The sequence below is a fragment of the Sphingomonas hankookensis genome (genome assembly GCF_022664465.1).
In the GTDB taxonomy this organism is placed as follows: domain Bacteria; phylum Pseudomonadota; class Alphaproteobacteria; order Sphingomonadales; family Sphingomonadaceae; genus Sphingomonas; species Sphingomonas hankookensis.
In genome coordinates, this window is the sequence record NZ_JAKREV010000001.1 from 185,438 (window position 1) to 201,474 (window position 16,037).

Consider the following 16,037-nt stretch of genomic DNA (forward strand, 5'->3'; position numbering starts at 1 on the left):
TTACTGCGCGATACCGGTCGCGGCGGGCAGGCCCGGTCGACCCAGCACGGTTTCACCCGCGACGCTACGTTGTCCCAGGGTCACTTGCGGCTCGATCCCTTCCGGTAGAAACACATCGACGCGGCTGCCGAAGCGGATCAGCCCGATCCGCTGCCCGGCCGCCACGAAATCGCCGGGCTTCACGAAGCCGACGATCCGCCGCGCGACCAGTCCGGCGATCTGCGTGAAGCCAATCCGTCGGCCATCAAGGCCCTCGACCACGATATGCTGGCGCTCATTCTCGTCGCTCGCCTTGTCGAGATCGGCGTTCAGGAACTTGCCTGAGATATAGACGACCTGCCGGATCGTGCCGGCGATCGGTGTCCGGTTGATATGCACATCGAACACCGACATGAAGATCGAAACCCGCACCAGCGGCTCATCGCCAAGGCCGTGCGGCCCGCGCAGTTCGACCGGCAGTTCGACCCGCTCAATCATCGTCACCAGCCCGTCGGCGGGCGCGACGATCAGCCCGTCGCCCTGCGGCGTGGTGCGGACCGGATCGCGAAAGAACGACGCGACCCAGAGCGTGACCAGCCCCATCGGCCATGCCAGCGTCTCCCACGCCATGAAGGCGAAGAAGGCGGTGATGACGGCGGCGATGAGGACGTATTTGCGCCCTTCGGGATGAACCGAGGGCCAGCGCCACTTGACGGTCGTGGTGCCGACCGCGGGCTTTTCGAGCGATGCCATGAGCCGTGGTGTACCCAAGGTGAGCCGTGCTGACAACCGCCGAGCACGACCGGACCCGCCGGCATGCGGTTGATCGCGAGCCACCGACCCCGTAAGGCCGCGCCAATCGCAACAAAATCGAGAGCAGGCGCATGGCGAAGATCAAGGTCAAAACCCCGGTCGTGGAAATCGACGGCGACGAAATGACCCGCATCATCTGGGCATGGATTCGCGAACGGCTGATCCAGCCCTATCTCGAAATCGACCTCGATTATTACGACCTCGGCATCGAGAAGCGCGACGAGACCGACGACAAGATCACCGTCGACAGCGCCAAGGCGATCCAGAAGTACGGCGTGGGCGTGAAGTGCGCGACGATCACCCCCGACGAGCAGCGCGTCGAGGAATTCGGTCTGAAGAAGATGTGGCGTTCGCCGAACGGCACGATCCGCAATATCCTCGGCGGCGTGGTCTTTCGCGAACCGATCGTCATCTCGAACGTGCCCCGCCTGATCCCGGGCTGGACCAAGCCGATCGTCGTCGGCCGTCACGCCTTCGGCGACCAGTATAAGGCGACCGACTTCAAGGTCCCCGGCGCGGGCAAGCTGACCATGAAGTGGGAAGGCACCGATGGCCAGGTGATCGAGGAGGAAGTGTTCGACTTCCCCGCCGCCGGCGTCGCGATGGGCATGTACAATCTGGACGAATCGATCCGCGATTTTGCGCGCGCATCGATGAACTACGGGCTCGGCCGCGGCTGGCCGGTGTATCTTTCGACCAAGAATACGATCCTCAAGGCGTATGACGGTCGGTTCAAGGATATCTTCGAGGAAGTATTCGCGACCGAATTCAAGGACAAGTTCCAGACCGCCGGCATCGAATATCAGCATCGCCTGATCGACGATATGGTGGCATCGGCGCTGAAGTGGCACGGCGAGTTCGTCTGGGCCTGCAAGAACTATGACGGCGACGTGCAGTCGGATCAGGTTGCGCAAGGGTTCGGCTCGCTCGGCCTGATGACTTCGGTTCTGATGTCGCCGGACGGCAAGACGATCGAGGCCGAAGCGGCGCACGGCACCGTTACGCGCCACTATCGCCAACATCAGCAGGGCAAGGCGACCTCGACCAACCCGATCGCGTCGATCTTCGCGTGGACCGGTGGCCTGAAGTATCGCGGCAAGTTCGACGGCACGCCCGACGTGACGAAGTTCGCCGAAACCCTCGAGCGCGTCTGCATCCAGACCGTCGAGGACGGCCACATGACCAAGGATCTCGCGATCCTGATCGGTCCGGATCAGCCTTGGATGACCACCGAACAGTTCTTTGAACAGGTTCGTGTCAACCTCGAACAGGCGATGGGCGCACAGGGCTAAGCCCGCCCTCACGCTGAACGACGCGAACGGCGTCCATCCGATGGGATGGGCGCCGTTCGTGCATTGGCGGTTGCCGCATCCGTGCCGCATCCGCAACAATGCCGCCATGCCATTGCCGATTGATTCGACGCCGTTCAGCGATTCGCTGGTCATTCTGGGGGCCGCCGGGCTCGTCATTCCCGCTTTCGCCCGGTTCCGCGTCAATCCGGTCATCGGCTTCATCCTCGTCGGCGTGCTGGTCGGCCCGTTCGGGCTGGGCGCGCTGGTCGACCGCGTGCCGTGGCTGTTCCACATCACCATTACCGACCGCCATTCGATCGAGCCCTTTGCCGAGTTCGGCATCGTGCTGTTGCTGTTCTCGATCGGGCTCGAACTGTCGTTCAAGCGGCTCTGGGCGATGCGGCGGCAGGTGTTCGGGCTGGGCGCGGCCGAGCTGTTCGGGTCGGGCGTGCTAATCGGCGGCGGATTGATGCTGTTGGGTCAGCCGGTGGCGGGAGCGATCGGCCTCGGCCTCGCGCTCGCCCTATCCTCTACCGCGCTGGTACTGCCGATGGCTGGGACGACCGGGCCGGTCGGGCGCACCGCCTTCTCGATGCTGTTGTTCGAGGACTTGGCGCTGGTCCCGATCATCTTCGCGCTGGGCGCACTCGCGCCGACCGCGACCGACGATGGCTGGGCCGGGCTGGCCACTACTGCGATTTGGGGCGGCCTGAGCGTCGTCGGCCTCTACGCCGCCGGTCGCCTGTTCCTGCCGCGGCTGTTCGCGCAGGCGGCCCGGACCAAGAGCCCCGAGTTGTTCCTCTCGGCCAGCCTGCTGGTGGTGATCGTCGCCAGCCTCGTCACCACCGCTGCCGGGCTGTCGCCGATCGTCGGCGCGCTGCTCGCCGGGCTGCTGATCGCTGAAACGGAGTATCATAGCGAGGTCGAGGTCATCACCGCGCCGTTCAAGGGGCTGGCGCTCGGCGTGTTCCTCATCACCGTGGGCATGAGCCTCGACCTTGCGACCATTGCCGACAACTGGGGCGAACTGCTCGGCGCGATTGCCGCGGTGGTGGTGTTGAAGGCGGCGGTGACCGGCGGGCTGCTCTGGTTCAACGGCGTGCGTCCCGGCACTGCCACGGAAACCGGATTGCTGATGTCAAGCCCGTCGGAAACCACGCTGATCGTGCTCGCCGCCGCGACACAGGCACAGCTGATCCAGCCATCGACCGCTGCCTTCTGGCAGACGGTCACCGCGATCGGGCTGACGATCACCCCGCTGCTCGCGACGCTCGGCAAGCGCGCATCGCGGCGGATCGAGCACCGCGTCGGCGCGCCCGAGGAAACGCCGATCGACGTTGGCGGTGCGCGCGTCGTCATTATCGGCTTCGGCCGCGTCGGACGGCTGGTCGCCGAGATGCTTAAGACCCACGGCAAGCCCTATATCGCGGTCGATTCGGACATCGACAACGTCGCCACGGCGCGCGCGGAGGGGCATCCGATCCTGTTTGGCGACGTCGCGCGGTCCGAACTGGTCGACCGGCTAGACCTCGGTCGCGCCTCCGCGCTGGTGCTGACGATGGATGATCCGGTGCTGACGGTGCGGCTGACCCGGCGCGTTCGCGGCTGGGTACCGGGGCTGACGATTCTCGCCCGCGCGCGCGATGCGACCCATGCGGCGGAACTCTACGCCGCCGGGGTCAGCGACGCGGTGCCCGAAACGCTCGAAAGCTCGCTGCAATTATCCGAAGCGGTGCTGGTCGACCTGGGCGTCGCGATGGGCCCGGTGATCGCGTCGATCCACGAAAAGCGCGACGAACTGCGCCAATCGATCCGCGAACAGGCGGATTTGGAGCGCGAACCCCGTATCCGCCGATTGCGCCGGATCGACGATCCGGTCTGAACGCGTTACCCGCGCCCGATCAACCGCCGGGCGATGGCGTCGGCGACATCCGAATGCGGCTTGCCGCTGGCTTCGCTCTCGTCCCAAACCTGCACCAGCCGGTCCGGGATGCGGGCGATGCGCGCCTCGACCTCGGCGCGGTCGCCCTGGCCGAGATACTCCAGCGCCACGTTGATGATGCCGCCGGCGTTGATGACATAGTCCGGCGCATACAGGATTCCGCGATCCTGCAACCGCGCACCGTCGGCCGCCGTCGCCAGCTGGTTGTTCGCACCACCCGCAACCGCCCGGCACTTCAGCGCAGCGATCGTCGCTTCGTCCAGCACCGCGCCCAGCGCATTGGGGCTGACGATATCGGCGTCGAGCGTCAGTACCGACTTGGGATCGGTCGTCGTCGCGCCCAGTTCGCTCGCCAACGCTTCGGCGCGCGCCTCGTTGACGTCGGCGAGCGTCAGTACCGCGCCGTCCTTCGCCAGCAGCCGGGCGAGCCCGCCACCGACCGAACCGACACCCTGCACCGCCACACGCACACCGCGCATGTCGTCGCTGCCCAGCGCCCGCTTCGCCGCCGCGCGCACGCCCAGATAGACGCCCATCGCGGTGAACGGCCCCGGATCGCCGCCGGCATTGCCTGCCGCGACGGGGAGGCCCGACACATATTTGGTCGAGCCGGAAATGGTGATCATGTCGGCTTCGGACATGCCGACATCCTCGGCCGTCACATAGCGACCACCCAGCGATTCGACCGCACGACCAAAGGCGCCCAGGAGTTCCGTCGTCTTGGCGCCGCCTTCTGGCGCCAGCACCACGCCCTTGCCGCCACCCATCGGCAGCCCGGCCATCGCGTTCTTGAAGCTCATGCCGCGCGACAGGCGCAGCGCATCGGTCACCGCCGCATCGCTGCTGGCATAGCGCCAGAAGCGCACACCGCCCGCTGCCGGACCCAACGCCGTCGAATGGACCGCGATGACGCAGCGCAGGCCGGTCTGGTGATCCGAAAAGAGGTGGATACCTTCGTGATCGTCGAAGTCGGGATAGCCCCAATCGGTCTGCACGGCGGCGGCTCCAGCGCTGTAAGGGATGGGGCGACCGACGGGACTTGAACCCGCAACTTCCGGCATCACAAGCCGGCGCTCTAACCAATTGAACTACGGTCGCCGTGGAGTGGCGCGCTTAGCGGTGCCGCACGCATCGGTCAAGCAGTGGCGTCGCGACAATCGTTCTGGCAGGAAATTCACCATGGAATCGCACCCATCCCCTGCCCCGTCGACGTTAGGTTCGGGCTTCCCCGCCGAACTCGTCATCGATCACATCATGGCCCGTCCCGGCGTGCAGCGCGTGCCGAGCGCCAAGCTGTCGCTGTTCATCCGCCGCAGCCTGATCCCGGCGGACCTGTGTACTGCGCTGATCGAGCGGATCGACGCCAGGCGGCGGCCGTCGACCATAGCCGACGCCAATGGCGACCCGACCTTCCGCACCAGCGAAACCTGCGACCTCGATTCGACCGATCCGGTCGTTGCCGCGGCGGAAACGCTGATCTACGATTTCTGCGGGCTCGATCCGGCGCATGGCGAACCGTTGCAGGGACAACGCTATGCCGTTGGGCAGGAGTTCAAGGCGCATACCGACTATTTCGACCCGCAGGGCGGCGACTTCGCAAAATATTGCTCGGTCGCGGGCAACCGGACATGGACCGTGATGCTCTACCTCAACGAACCCGGTGCCGGCGGCGCGACCCGGTTCAAGGCGATCGACAAGATCGTCCAGCCCGAGGTCGGCAAGCTGCTGGCATGGAACAATCTGCGCGCCGATGGCAGCCCCAATCCCGCGACGCTGCACCATGGCATGAAGGTGCGCGACGGCACCAAATATGTCCTCACCAAATGGTTTCGCGAACGCCCATGGGGATAAACGAACGGGCCGCCGGCATCGCTGCCGACGGCCCGTTCTGTCTTTGCCATCCGGATCAGAACTGCGCGGTTACCCCCAGCGAGAACATCCGGCCCAGATTGTAGCGGTTGATGAACACCTGGTTGGTGCCGAAGTCCTGGCTTTCGGAATAGCGGGTGCCCGTCAGGTTGCGCGCCTCTGCCTTCACTTCCAGATTGGCACCGGCCACCTCGAATCCCTGCCGCGCGACGAGGTCGAGGCGGATGCCCGGACGCTCGACGATATCGGGCTGGAACCCCTGCCCCGACAGGTTCGACGGACCACGGTTGGTCACGCGGTCGCTGGCATAGTTGAACAGCAGTGTGACCTGCGACAATGCCGCAGTGTCTTCCAGACCGATCTGGACGTTGACCAGATGGTCCGACTGACCGGTCAACGGCGCGCCGTCACGGAACAGCAGGTTGGCGCGGCCGAAACCGGCCGCACAGCCGCCAATGCCGGGCGACCCCAGTGCCGCCGCCGGGTTCGGCACGCAGCTGCCATCGGCGGTGATGGCCGACTGGGTGTAGGTGTAGTTCGCCAGCAGCAGCAGGCGACGGCTGGCAAAGAAGTTGCCGAGGCTTTCGAGCGGCACATACTTCTGCGCCTCGACCTCGGCACCCCACAGCGTCGCCTTGGGCAGGAAGGTGAAGCCGGTCTGCAGCGTCGCGTCGGGGCTGGGATAGAAGCCAGCCTGTTCGATCGGGTTGTCGATCCGCTTGTAGAAGCCGGCGGCGGTTACGCGCTGATCGCGACCGAAAAACCATTCGTAGCGGGCTTCGAGGTTCCAAAGCTCCGAATCGCGCAGGTTCGGGTTGCCGAAGAACAGGCGGTCGGAGTCAGGATCGCGGAACTGCTGCGGCGCCAATTCGCGGAACTGCGGACGCGAAATGGTCTTGGCCCCGCTCAGGCGCAGCTGCATGTCGCGCGCGAAGTTATAGGTCAACGTGCCGGCGGGCAGCCAGTAGCTGTTATTCAGCTTGGTCGTCGCCGTGTTTATCGGCGTGACCAGTTCGCTGGCGGTTTCGTACCGCACGCCGGCGACGGCGCGCAGGCCGTCGAGCACCTCTGCCTCCGCTTGCGCATAGCCGGCATGGATTTCCAGCGACGCGTCATAGGCATAGGCACCGTTCTGCGTATTGAACTGCAGCTGGATGGTGCAGGCACCGGTCCCACGCTGCGGACAGGCGTTGAACAGCGAGTCCGGCGACAGCAGGTAATCGGGCCGCAGTAGGTTGTTGGGGAACCCGGGCGCCGTGCCGGCGCCGTCGCTGGTCTGGTAGTTGAACTGGAGCCGCCGCGAATTGCGGTCGGTGTTCGAATAGAAATAGCCGGTCGACAGCGTGATTGGCCGGTCGGTCGGCAGCTTGTACGACAGATCGGCCTGACCGGTGTAGAGATTCTCGTCCAGCTCGCTGAACACGACGCTGGCGAACGGCGAGAAGCGCTGCGTGACCTGATAGGCGCCGTTGCAGTTGAACCCGCGTGAGAATGGCGCACCGTCGGTGGTAATCGGATAGCCGTTGGTAGTGCGGTTCGAGCAAAGATAGTCGAACTGCCGCTCGTACGGCGCGTTGCGCTTCGAGTTGGCGAAGGCGCCGCGGGCGTCGAACTTTAACGCGTCGGTCAACTTGAATTCGCCGACCAGCTGCGTTTCGATCAGCTGGCGTTCGAACCAGTTGGTGTTCTGTTGCAGGCGCAGGCCGCTGAAATTGTTGTACGCTTCCGATCCCGCGAGACGCCCCTGCTTAAGCGTGTCGTGGATATAAACGTTGGTCCAGCGGATCGTGTTGTCGTTGAATTCGTAGCCCAGACCGACCAGCGCGTTGGCGACGACGCGATTGTCGGTCAGCACGGTGCGGAAGTCGTTGCGGACGGTGCCGTTTTCGCTGACGCTGTCCTGCTGGATCGCATCGCGCGTGCGGAAGCTGTTCGACAGGCCGAGCGAGGCGATCACGCCGAGGCGGTCGCTGCCGATGTCGAACACCGAACCGCCCGCGATTTCACCCGAGAAGTTGGCGGGCAGCTGGTTGTTGACCTGCAACAGCGTGGTGCGCGCGTTGTTCAGCTGCGCGACCTGATCGGCGGTGAAGATGCCCGAGCCCTGATCGGCGTTGCGGATGAACGAAGGGACGCCGCGCGTACCGTCGTCATAGCCGAGCCAGTCGCTTTTGCCGCCGGCATAGACATAGCCGAGCTCGCTGGTGGTCACGGTGTCGGCCGAGATCGAGCCACCGATCGACAGGAAGTTCTTCTTCGGGATCGCCTTCGACGTCAGGTTGATGACGCCGCCGCCGAATTCGCCGGGGAAGTTGACCGAATAGGTCTTCTGCACCAGCGCCGATCCGACGATCGAGGTCGGGAAGATGTCGAGCGGAACCGAGCGGCGCAGCGGTTCGGGGCTGGGCAAGGGCGAGCCGTTGAGCAGCGACGACGAATAGCGGTCGCCGAGGCCACGGACATAGACGAAGCCGCCGCCGACGACCGACAGGCCGGTCACGCGGGTCAGCGCGCCGGCGATGTCGCCGTCACCGGTGCGGGCGATGTCGGCTTCAGACAGCACCGACACGATCTGCGGCGTGGCGCGTACGACGTTCGGGATGTTGCGGCCAACGACGACGATTTCCTGCGCCGCTTCCGCATCGAAACCGGGCGAGGAGACTTCGGCCGGGGCGTCGGTCGTGGTGCCGTCCTGCGCCGTCGAGGTCGCGGTGTCGGGCTGGGTACCGGTCTGCACGACCGGCGGCGTGGCCGGCGCGGGCGCCGGCGGCGTCGTGGACTGCGCCAGCACGGCCGGCGCGACCAGCTGTGAAGTCAGAAGAAGGAGCGTTGCATAGGCGCGGCGGTGCTGCATGACCGGGGATCCACCTGTTCAAGTCGTAAAGAGCGAATGCCGGAACGGGCGTATCGGCCCGCCCCGGCATCGGCGTGTCATCGCGGATTAGGCGACGGGTCGGATCAGCGCCCGTTGCAGGCGAAGTAGACCGAGCTGAACACCGGCGGGCCGGCGTCCTGCTTGGTCGTGTCCGCCGCGCGGATCGTCGAACGGTCCGAGGCGCTGGTTTCGCCCGCGACCAAGTTGAGGCAGGGCACGCTCGACACCGACTTCACGATGCCGTTGACGTAGCGCATGTCCGAACCGCCACGCTGACGGATCGCCGCCGGGGCGAGCGCGGTCTGGATGAAGGTGAAGTTGGCGTAGGTGCTATAGGTACGCGGCAGCAGGTCTTCGCCATTGTTCGAGTCGATTTCGGTCGAGAACGAGTCGGCGGTCGCGCCCAGCGTGCGCTGCGCCGCGATCATGAACTGCATGAAGCCGCGATAGCCGTTGTCGATGTCGAAACCGTCATCGTCGGCGCCGGTGATCGCGACATACTTCAGATTGGTGGTGCCACCGAAGATTTCGATGCCATCATCGGCCGAGTTGTGGCTCTGAATATGATCCAGAACGGTGCCCGAACCGGTGCCGCCCAGCGTCAGGCCCTGCAGTTCGTTGCCGTCGCTGATCGCGATGCCCGAATAGCGGATCTGGACGTAGGACATCTGGCCCGAGCTGTCGGCGGCGTTCGGGCCACCGTAGAAGCGACCGGTCACACCCTCGATCGCCTGCTGGCAAGTCGTCGACGAGCCCGCAGCGTTGTTCGGGCCGGTGCCGGTGGCGCAGACCGCGGTCGGTGCACGGCCGAGCAGGATGATGCCGCCCCACTGACCCTGCGTCGCGTCCGACACGCCGTTGCTGACGGTGTTCTGCTGCGAGGTGAATACGATCGGCGCGTCGCGCGTACCGATCGCCGAGATTTTCGAACCGCGGTTGACCAGCAGCAGGTCGTTGGTCGCTTCGGTCGAGTCGGCGGCGATGACGACGCCCGCGGCGATGGTCAGCGTGGCGCCGGTACCACCGGTGGTGCCGAGGTCGGCACCGACTTCGGTCTGGCCGCGCAGGCGATAAACCACGCCGGCGATCTTCGGCAGGGAAAGGTCTGCGGTGATGTTCTGGGGCAGGCGGCAGTACCGGATCGTCGGAGTCGACGAACTGTTCGTGCCATCATCCAGCGTGCCGGTCGGGCAGACCGAGGTCGCCGCGGCATAGGTGCCGATCGACGGCACCGCGGTGCAGCGCGCGCCCGAACCACCGAATTCGGCCGAGGTCGAGTTGCAGGTCCAACCCTGGAACGCGGTGTCGGTCGGGCCGTTCAGCGCACCGACGAAGTTGGTGCTGGTGAAGAAGCTGTTGATCGTCGACGGATCGGTCGCGGTGGTCAGCGAGGTGCTGCCGGCCGGGTACATGCCGTTCAGCGTCGAACCGATGCCGCTGACATTGTTGTTGGTGCCGGCGTTGACGATGGCGAGCTGTTCGTCGGGCGTGATCGAGATGCCGTTGACGGTGGTCGATGCGGCGAACTGCGCTGCGGTGATCGCGCTCGGCGTGGCCGACGGGGTCGGCGTCGGGGTCGGCGCAGGAGCGGGTACGGTCACGTTGATGCTGCCGGCACCCGGCGAAGCGACGCCGTCGGCACCGCTGCACCCGGCGAGTGCGGCACAGGCCGTCGACGCCATGAGAATAAAGCCGAAGCGCTTGCTGCTGGCCATCACCGATGAACTCCCGAAACTTGGTTGGTCATTATGCGGGCGCGTTGGCCCGGCGATCGTCCAAGGCTCCCCCTTCGGCCGATCCACATCAGCGCGTTAGGGACGGTGGATGACGGGAACGTGCGATTTCGGTGAAGTTTCGGAGACGTTACGGTTTCGGTTTTGTGACAGCGTGCTGAAGCCAATAGTCGCCTGCGTCGCAGCCCCAAGCCGACGTGCAGCGCGAGATCGAGGCCGGGGAGGGTGCGTTCAGTCGCATATTCCTCGAGCTGACCGCGGGGCTACGGCGGTGGGCGCTGCGTACCGAGGTATGGCAGCGTGGCAAGTGGCGCGGGGCGGTGCTGTCTGCGAGCGGCGTCGACGTCGGTACGCTGATCGGCGCGGCGGACGTGCGGGAGATCATCGAGAACGTCATCGCGCGCAACGTTGGGTTAATCAAGGACGTGTCGCAGCAGGCGCAGGGCAGGATCACCGACGCCGTGTTCCGCGGGCTCAACCAACGCTTGCCCGCCCGCGACGTGGCCCGAGAGATACGGCAGGCCGTCGATATGTCGCAGCGGCGCGCCATGGGTATCGCCAGTCACCAGCTTTCGGACATCAGCAACCGTCTGGCGGACGAGCGGCGGCGAGAAGGGGGGCTGGATACTTGGATGTGGATCCATTCAGCAAAGAAACACCCGCGCGCCGAACATTTGGCCCGCAACGGCAAGGAATACACCGACGAGACGGCGTCGACCGACAGACCGGGTTCGCTGCCCTTCTGCGGATGCAGGTCACGCGCCGTGCTGGTGTCCGTTTAGGCTTGGTCGCGGGTCGTTTGAGGGCAGCAGATGTAACAAATTGTTTCCTGACTAGCAGACCCTCAAGATTAACATGCAATGGCGCTGGGGTAGATGTTACGTCTCTATCGCGCCGTTTGGCGCTGGAATGGGAGGTTTCGATGAAGGCACTAATCCCAACTTTCACCGCTGCTGCTTTATTCTTATCACCGTCGCAAGCTTTGGCGCAGCACGAAAACATTGTCTATCGCTCGATCGCCTTGGAAGCTTGTAACGTCGAAGGATATGGCGGGTATCCCGATTATCCAACTTGCACCGAAGAAACTTACCAGCATATGGTGTATTTCGGCTCTTACCCGGTATTCTCTGTCGCTCCACCCCCGTCGGGCCCGCCCGTATATAATCTTGGACCTTTAGGATGTATCGGTTCCCAGGTGCGAGACGGACGTTGCCACGTTAGCGACGAAGGCGGCGATCCCTAAGTCGCGTATCCCTTCACTGGGCAGCGAAGTCATGCTCGCCGAGGTTTAAGGCGCCCTCGGCGAGTAACAATTTCCTTCCGTTGATAAAGGGCCGGTATCAGCCATACCTGACGCCCCGCATTGGCGGCGGTAATCGCCCCCCCTGCGCCCGCATAGCTATGCCAAATGGCCATGTTCCAAGACCGCCTGACGCTGGACGCCCCCCGCCGCACTGCTGACGGGTATTTGGCCGTGCGCGCGAAGGCGGCTCGTCGCATTCCTGCTGCAGGATGAAGTCGGCGGCGGTGCGGTCGTGACCGATCTGGTCCCTGCCCTGTTCCATCGCTTCATCGCGTGGCGAATAGGGCTGCACGCCTTCGACTTGGAATGGGACAAGCAGTCGTACAGCTATAAGTCGGAGGGCGTGTCTGCAGACACCGTGGATCGGAACCTGAATGACATTCGGGCTGCCGTGAACCACGCCGAATCGAACATGCGCATCCCATATGCGCCGAAAATACCGACCGTGCCGAAAGACCTGCTAAATCCCCTGCGCGAGCGCGTGCTTACGCTGCAGGAGTTGGGACGAATCGCATGGTATGCGAAGCACTATCCGCACCTGTTCCGCTTCGTCGCGCTGCAGGTCGCTACGTCGGTTCGCCCAATGGCTGCGATGGCGTTCGATCCAAAGCGACAGTACGATGATCGCTACGGGCTGATCGACCTGCAGCCAGAAGCCGCGCCACGTACGAAGAAGCGGAATGCCATCGTGCCGGCGATTCGCCCGATGCGGGTTGTATTGCGCGCGTGGGCCGCAGACCCCGGAACCAAGCAGACCGAATCAATCAAGACGGCGTGGCGGATCATGCGCCGCATCCTGCAGCTCTCCGACGATGTTTTTCCCCAAGACGATTCGCCACACGATCGCGACGTGGCTCTACAACGACGACACGGTGCCAGAGCGGCAGATCGCCGAGTTGCTGGGCCATGAGGGCAATTTGCGGGAAACGACGAAGCGTTACGTGAAGTACGATCCGCAGCGGCTGCAGCAGGCCACGAAGGCGCTGGCCAGAATATGGCTGCAGGTATCGCAAGAGGCGCGAAAGTATTCCGCTGTCCATTTGCTGTCCAAGACCAGAAACGAACAGCGGAAAGTAATTCACAGACCGCTATAATTTTGCTACCATTCCCAAGCGTTAGGAATGGTGGGCGCGACAGGGATTGAACCTGTGACCCCACCCGTGTGAAGGGTGTGCTCTACCGCTGAGCTACGCGCCCGGAAACCCGGAGGCCGGCTCCCTAAAGGGGACCGGCGTTGCTGTCCAGACCTTAATTCACCGAATCCTTCAGGCCCTTGCCGGCCTTGAACTTCGGCTGCGACGACGCCTTGATCGTCATCGGTTCACCGGTCCGCGGATTGCGGCCGGTCGATGCCTTGCGCTTCGACACCGAAAACGTGCCGAACCCGACGAGGCGGACTTCATCGCCCTTCTTGAGCGCCGCCGAGATGACGTCGAATACCGCTTCGACCGCCTTCATCGCATCGCCGCGGGTTAGCCCCGAATGGTCGGCGACCTGCCCGATCAGCTCCTGCTTGTTCATCCCGTGGAACCCCCTTCGTCCTTTGAAACACTGTCGAAAACCCGAACGCGGCAATAAGGCCGCTCGAACGGGCGCTGTCAAAGCAAATTGGACGCATTCGCGCAATCCATATGGATTGCGGTCAGTCGCCCCGCATGATCGCTTCAGCGAGAAGGGCGGACGACCATCGGCCGCCCGCCCTGCCCGTCAATGCGGTCGCGACTCGGCGATGCCCGGTACCGGCACCGGCGGTTGCGCCGCAAGGTCGTCGGCCTCGGTCCAGTCGATCGCCGTCAGCGAATCGGTGAGGGCGAGGCGCAGCACCTCATCGACATGCGCCACCGGGATGATCTCCAGCCCGTTCAGGATATTGGCGGGGATTTCCGCCAGATCCTTTTCGTTCTCGACCGGGATCAGCACCGTCTTGATTCCACCACGCAGCGCCGCGAGCAGCTTTTCCTTGAGGCCCCCGATCGGCAGCACGCGGCCACGCAGCGTCACCTCGCCGGTCATCGCCACCTCGCGCCGCACCGGCACCCCGGTCAGCGTCGACACGATCGAGGTGACAAGGCCGATGCCCGCCGACGGTCCGTCTTTCGGGACCGCCCCTTCGGGCAAGTGGATATGGACGTCCTTGCGGTGAAACAGGCTGGGTTTGATACCATAGCCGGGCGAGCGCGCCTTGACGTAGCTCCACGCCGCCTCGACCGATTCCTTCATCACGTCGCCCAGCTTGCCGGTCGTCTTGACCGATCCCTTGCCCGGAACCGTCACGCTCTCGATCGTCAGCAATTCGCCGCCGACCTCGGTCCAGGCGAGCCCGGTGACCGCACCGATCTGATGCTCCTCCTCGCCCACGCCGAAGCGATACTTACGCACGCCGGCGAACTCGGCGAGATTGTCGGGCGTCACGGTGACCGACGTCGCCTTGCCCTCGAGGATACGGCGCAGCGCCTTGCGCGCCAGCTTCGCAATCTCACGCTCCAGCGTACGGACGCCGGCTTCGCGGGTGTAGAAGCGGATCAGGTCGCGCAGGCCGGTCTGGGTCAGCTCGAACTCGCCGGGCTTCAACCCGTGCGCGTCGACCTGCTTGGCGACCAGATGCCGTTCGGCGATCTCGACCTTCTCGTCCTCGGTATAGCCCTCCAGCCGGATGATCTCCATCCGGTCGAGCAACGGCTGCGGCAGGTTCAGCGTGTTCGCGGTGCACACGAACATCACGTCCGACAGATCGATATCGATCTCCAGATAGTGATCGTTGAACTTCGCATTCTGTTCGGGGTCGAGCACCTCCAGCAGCGCCGATGCCGGATCGCCGCGGAAATCCTGTCCCAGCTTGTCGATTTCGTCGAGCAGGAACAGCGGGTTGGACGCGCCGGCCTTTTTCAGGTTGGTGACGATCTTGCCCGGCAGCGAGCCGATATAGGTGCGGCGATGGCCGCGAATCTCGGCCTCGTCACGCACGCCGCCCAGCGACTGGCGGATGAACTCGCGCCCCGTCGCCTTGGCGATCGACTTGCCGAGGCTAGTCTTGCCGACGCCGGGCGGGCCGACGAGGCACAGGATTGGCCCCTTTAGCTTGTTGGTGCGTGCCTGCACCGCGAGATACTCGACGATCCGGTCCTTGACCTTCTCCAGCGCATAATGATCCTCGTCGAGGACGTTCTGCGCGACGGCGATGTCCTTCTTGAGCTTCGACTTCTTGCCCCAAGGCAAGCCCAGCAGGACGTCCAGATAGTTGCGCACGACGGTCGCCTCGGCGCTCATCGGCGCCATCGTCTTGAGCTTCTTCAGCTCCGACGTCGCCTTGGCCCGCGCTTCCTTGCTGAGCTTCAGCGTCGCGATCTTCTGCGTCAGCTCGGCGACCTCGTCGCCATCGCCATCCTCGCCCTCATTGCCGAGTTCGCGCTGGATCGCCTTCAGCTGCTCGTTGAGATAATATTCGCGCTGGGTCTTCTCCATCTGCCGCTTCACGCGGCTACGGATCTTCTTCTCGACCTGCAACACGCCCAGCTCGCCTTCCATGAAGGCGAAAACCATCTCCAGCCGCTTGTGCGGGTCGGCCTCGACCAGCAGCGCCTGTTTGTCGGCGACCTTGACCGCGATGTTGCCGGCGACGGCGTCGGCAAGGCGCGAGGGATCGTCCAGCTCGGACAGCTGCACCGCGGTTTCGGCGGGCAGCTTCTTGTTGAGCTTGGCGTAATTCTCGAACTGATCGACGACCGAGCGCATCAGCGCCTTCAGCTCGGCACTCGGCTGGGCGACCGCATCGGCGACGCGCTCCTCCATGCCTTCCTCGGCGTCTTCGAGCGTAGTGTCGTCGGCCTCGGCCGGGGTGACCGTCGCGACCAGATAATTGTCGACCGTCTCCAGCTCGGTCAGCGTCGCGCGCGCCTTGCCGGACACCAGCACCCGCACGGTGCCGTCGGGCAGCTTGAGCATCTGCATAACCTCTGCCGACACGCCCACGTCGTACAGGTCGTCGCGCGCCGGATCGTCCTCACCCGGATCGAGCTGCGCCACGAGGAAGATTTCCTTCGATCCCGCCATCGCCGCTTCCAATGCAGCGACCGACTTGTCCCGTCCGACGAACAGCGGCACGATCATATGCGGAAAGACGACGATATCGCGCAGCGGCAGCACCGGCAGCTTCAGCGGCTCGGACGAAACGGAATTGGTAATCTCGGACATGGACACTCCACGACCCGGCCGAACTGCCGGACCCACGACC

At 64.5% G+C, this 16,037-nt stretch carries 11 protein-coding genes and 2 tRNA genes; 5 read left to right on the forward strand and 8 right to left on the reverse strand.

All coding sequences use genetic code 11. The features are described from left to right. Positions 1 to 732, reverse strand: coding sequence for a phosphatidylserine decarboxylase (locus MF610_RS00715; RefSeq protein ID WP_242192208.1), 732 nt, complete (start codon positions 730 to 732; stop codon positions 1 to 3). 131 nt (positions 733 to 863) lie between these two features. On the opposite strand from MF610_RS00715, the gene MF610_RS00720 reads away from it, so the two are divergent. Together MF610_RS00720 and MF610_RS00725 are read left to right on the forward strand one after the other, a co-directional pair. Further along, positions 864 to 2,084, forward strand: coding sequence for an NADP-dependent isocitrate dehydrogenase (locus tag MF610_RS00720; protein WP_242192209.1), 1,221 nt, complete (start codon positions 864 to 866; stop codon positions 2,082 to 2,084). 106 nt (positions 2,085 to 2,190) lie between these two features. Further along, complete coding sequence (locus tag MF610_RS00725; RefSeq protein ID WP_242193529.1) at positions 2,191 to 3,966, forward strand: cation:proton antiporter domain-containing protein; 1,776 nt, start codon at positions 2,191 to 2,193, stop codon at positions 3,964 to 3,966. Positions 3,967 to 3,971: 5 nt separating this feature from the next. On the opposite strand, the gene MF610_RS00730 is transcribed toward MF610_RS00725, so the two are convergent. Together MF610_RS00730 and MF610_RS00735 are read right to left on the reverse strand one after the other, a co-directional pair. Beyond that, complete coding sequence (locus MF610_RS00730; RefSeq protein ID WP_242192210.1) at positions 3,972 to 5,021, reverse strand: Glu/Leu/Phe/Val family dehydrogenase; 1,050 nt, start codon at positions 5,019 to 5,021, stop codon at positions 3,972 to 3,974. Between the two features lie 26 nt (positions 5,022 to 5,047). After that, positions 5,048 to 5,124, reverse strand: a tRNA-His gene (locus MF610_RS00735). 81 nt (positions 5,125 to 5,205) lie between these two features. Here MF610_RS00735 and MF610_RS00740 point away from each other — a divergent pair. Continuing rightward, positions 5,206 to 5,877 carry a prolyl hydroxylase family protein gene (locus MF610_RS00740; protein ID WP_242192211.1) on the forward strand — a complete coding sequence of 224 codons (672 nt, stop codon included), beginning with the start codon at positions 5,206 to 5,208 and terminating at the stop codon, positions 5,875 to 5,877. A 55-nt stretch (positions 5,878 to 5,932) separates the two neighbouring features. On the opposite strand, the gene MF610_RS00745 is transcribed toward MF610_RS00740, so the two are convergent. Beyond that, complete coding sequence (locus MF610_RS00745; protein ID WP_242192212.1) at positions 5,933 to 8,749, reverse strand: TonB-dependent receptor domain-containing protein; 2,817 nt, start codon at positions 8,747 to 8,749, stop codon at positions 5,933 to 5,935. 104 nt (positions 8,750 to 8,853) lie between these two features. Continuing rightward, complete coding sequence (locus MF610_RS00750; protein ID WP_242192213.1) at positions 8,854 to 10,485, reverse strand: hypothetical protein; 1,632 nt, start codon at positions 10,483 to 10,485, stop codon at positions 8,854 to 8,856. Positions 10,486 to 10,700: 215 nt separating this feature from the next. Between MF610_RS00750 and MF610_RS00755 the strand changes: the two genes are divergently transcribed. Both MF610_RS00755 and MF610_RS00760 read left to right on the forward strand, forming a co-directional pair. Then, entirely contained in the window at positions 10,701 to 11,285 is a 585-nt protein-coding gene (locus tag MF610_RS00755) for a phage minor head protein (protein ID WP_242192214.1), read from the forward strand. A 753-nt stretch (positions 11,286 to 12,038) separates the two neighbouring features. Next, positions 12,039 to 12,716: a hypothetical protein gene (locus tag MF610_RS00760; protein WP_242192215.1), complete on the forward strand. Its 678-nt coding sequence runs from the start codon at positions 12,039 to 12,041 to the stop codon at positions 12,714 to 12,716. A gap of 212 nt (positions 12,717 to 12,928) precedes the next feature. Here the strand turns inward: MF610_RS00760 and MF610_RS00765 are convergent. The 3 genes from MF610_RS00765 to lon all read right to left on the reverse strand — a co-directional run bounded on the left by MF610_RS00765 (position 12,929) and on the right by lon (position 15,997). Beyond that, a tRNA-Val gene (locus tag MF610_RS00765) sits at positions 12,929 to 13,003 on the reverse strand. A 51-nt stretch (positions 13,004 to 13,054) separates the two neighbouring features. Next, positions 13,055 to 13,327 (reverse strand): HU family DNA-binding protein, encoded by a 273-nt coding sequence (locus MF610_RS00770; protein WP_055756411.1) that lies wholly within the window; start codon positions 13,325 to 13,327, stop codon positions 13,055 to 13,057. Positions 13,328 to 13,513: 186 nt separating this feature from the next. Beyond that, positions 13,514 to 15,997, reverse strand: coding sequence for an endopeptidase La (gene lon / locus MF610_RS00775; RefSeq protein WP_242192216.1), 2,484 nt, complete (start codon positions 15,995 to 15,997; stop codon positions 13,514 to 13,516). Positions 15,998 to 16,037: the final 40 nt, after the last annotated feature.

Coding starts and splice junctions, on each gene's coding strand:
- MF610_RS00725 (WP_242193529.1), top strand. CDS start 2,191: ATGCCATTGCCGATTGATTCGACGCCGTTCAGCGATTCGCTGGTCATT.
- MF610_RS00715 (WP_242192208.1), bottom strand. CDS start 732: ATGGCATCGCTCGAAAAGCCCGCGGTCGGCACCACGACCGTCAAGTGG.
- MF610_RS00720 (WP_242192209.1), top strand. CDS start 864: ATGGCGAAGATCAAGGTCAAAACCCCGGTCGTGGAAATCGACGGCGAC.
- MF610_RS00745 (WP_242192212.1), bottom strand. CDS start 8,749: ATGCAGCACCGCCGCGCCTATGCAACGCTCCTTCTTCTGACTTCACAG.
- MF610_RS00770 (WP_055756411.1), bottom strand. CDS start 13,327: ATGAACAAGCAGGAGCTGATCGGGCAGGTCGCCGACCATTCGGGGCTA.
- MF610_RS00740 (WP_242192211.1), top strand. CDS start 5,206: ATGGAATCGCACCCATCCCCTGCCCCGTCGACGTTAGGTTCGGGCTTC.
- MF610_RS00750 (WP_242192213.1), bottom strand. CDS start 10,485: ATGGCCAGCAGCAAGCGCTTCGGCTTTATTCTCATGGCGTCGACGGCC.
- lon (WP_242192216.1), bottom strand. CDS start 15,997: ATGTCCGAGATTACCAATTCCGTTTCGTCCGAGCCGCTGAAGCTGCCG.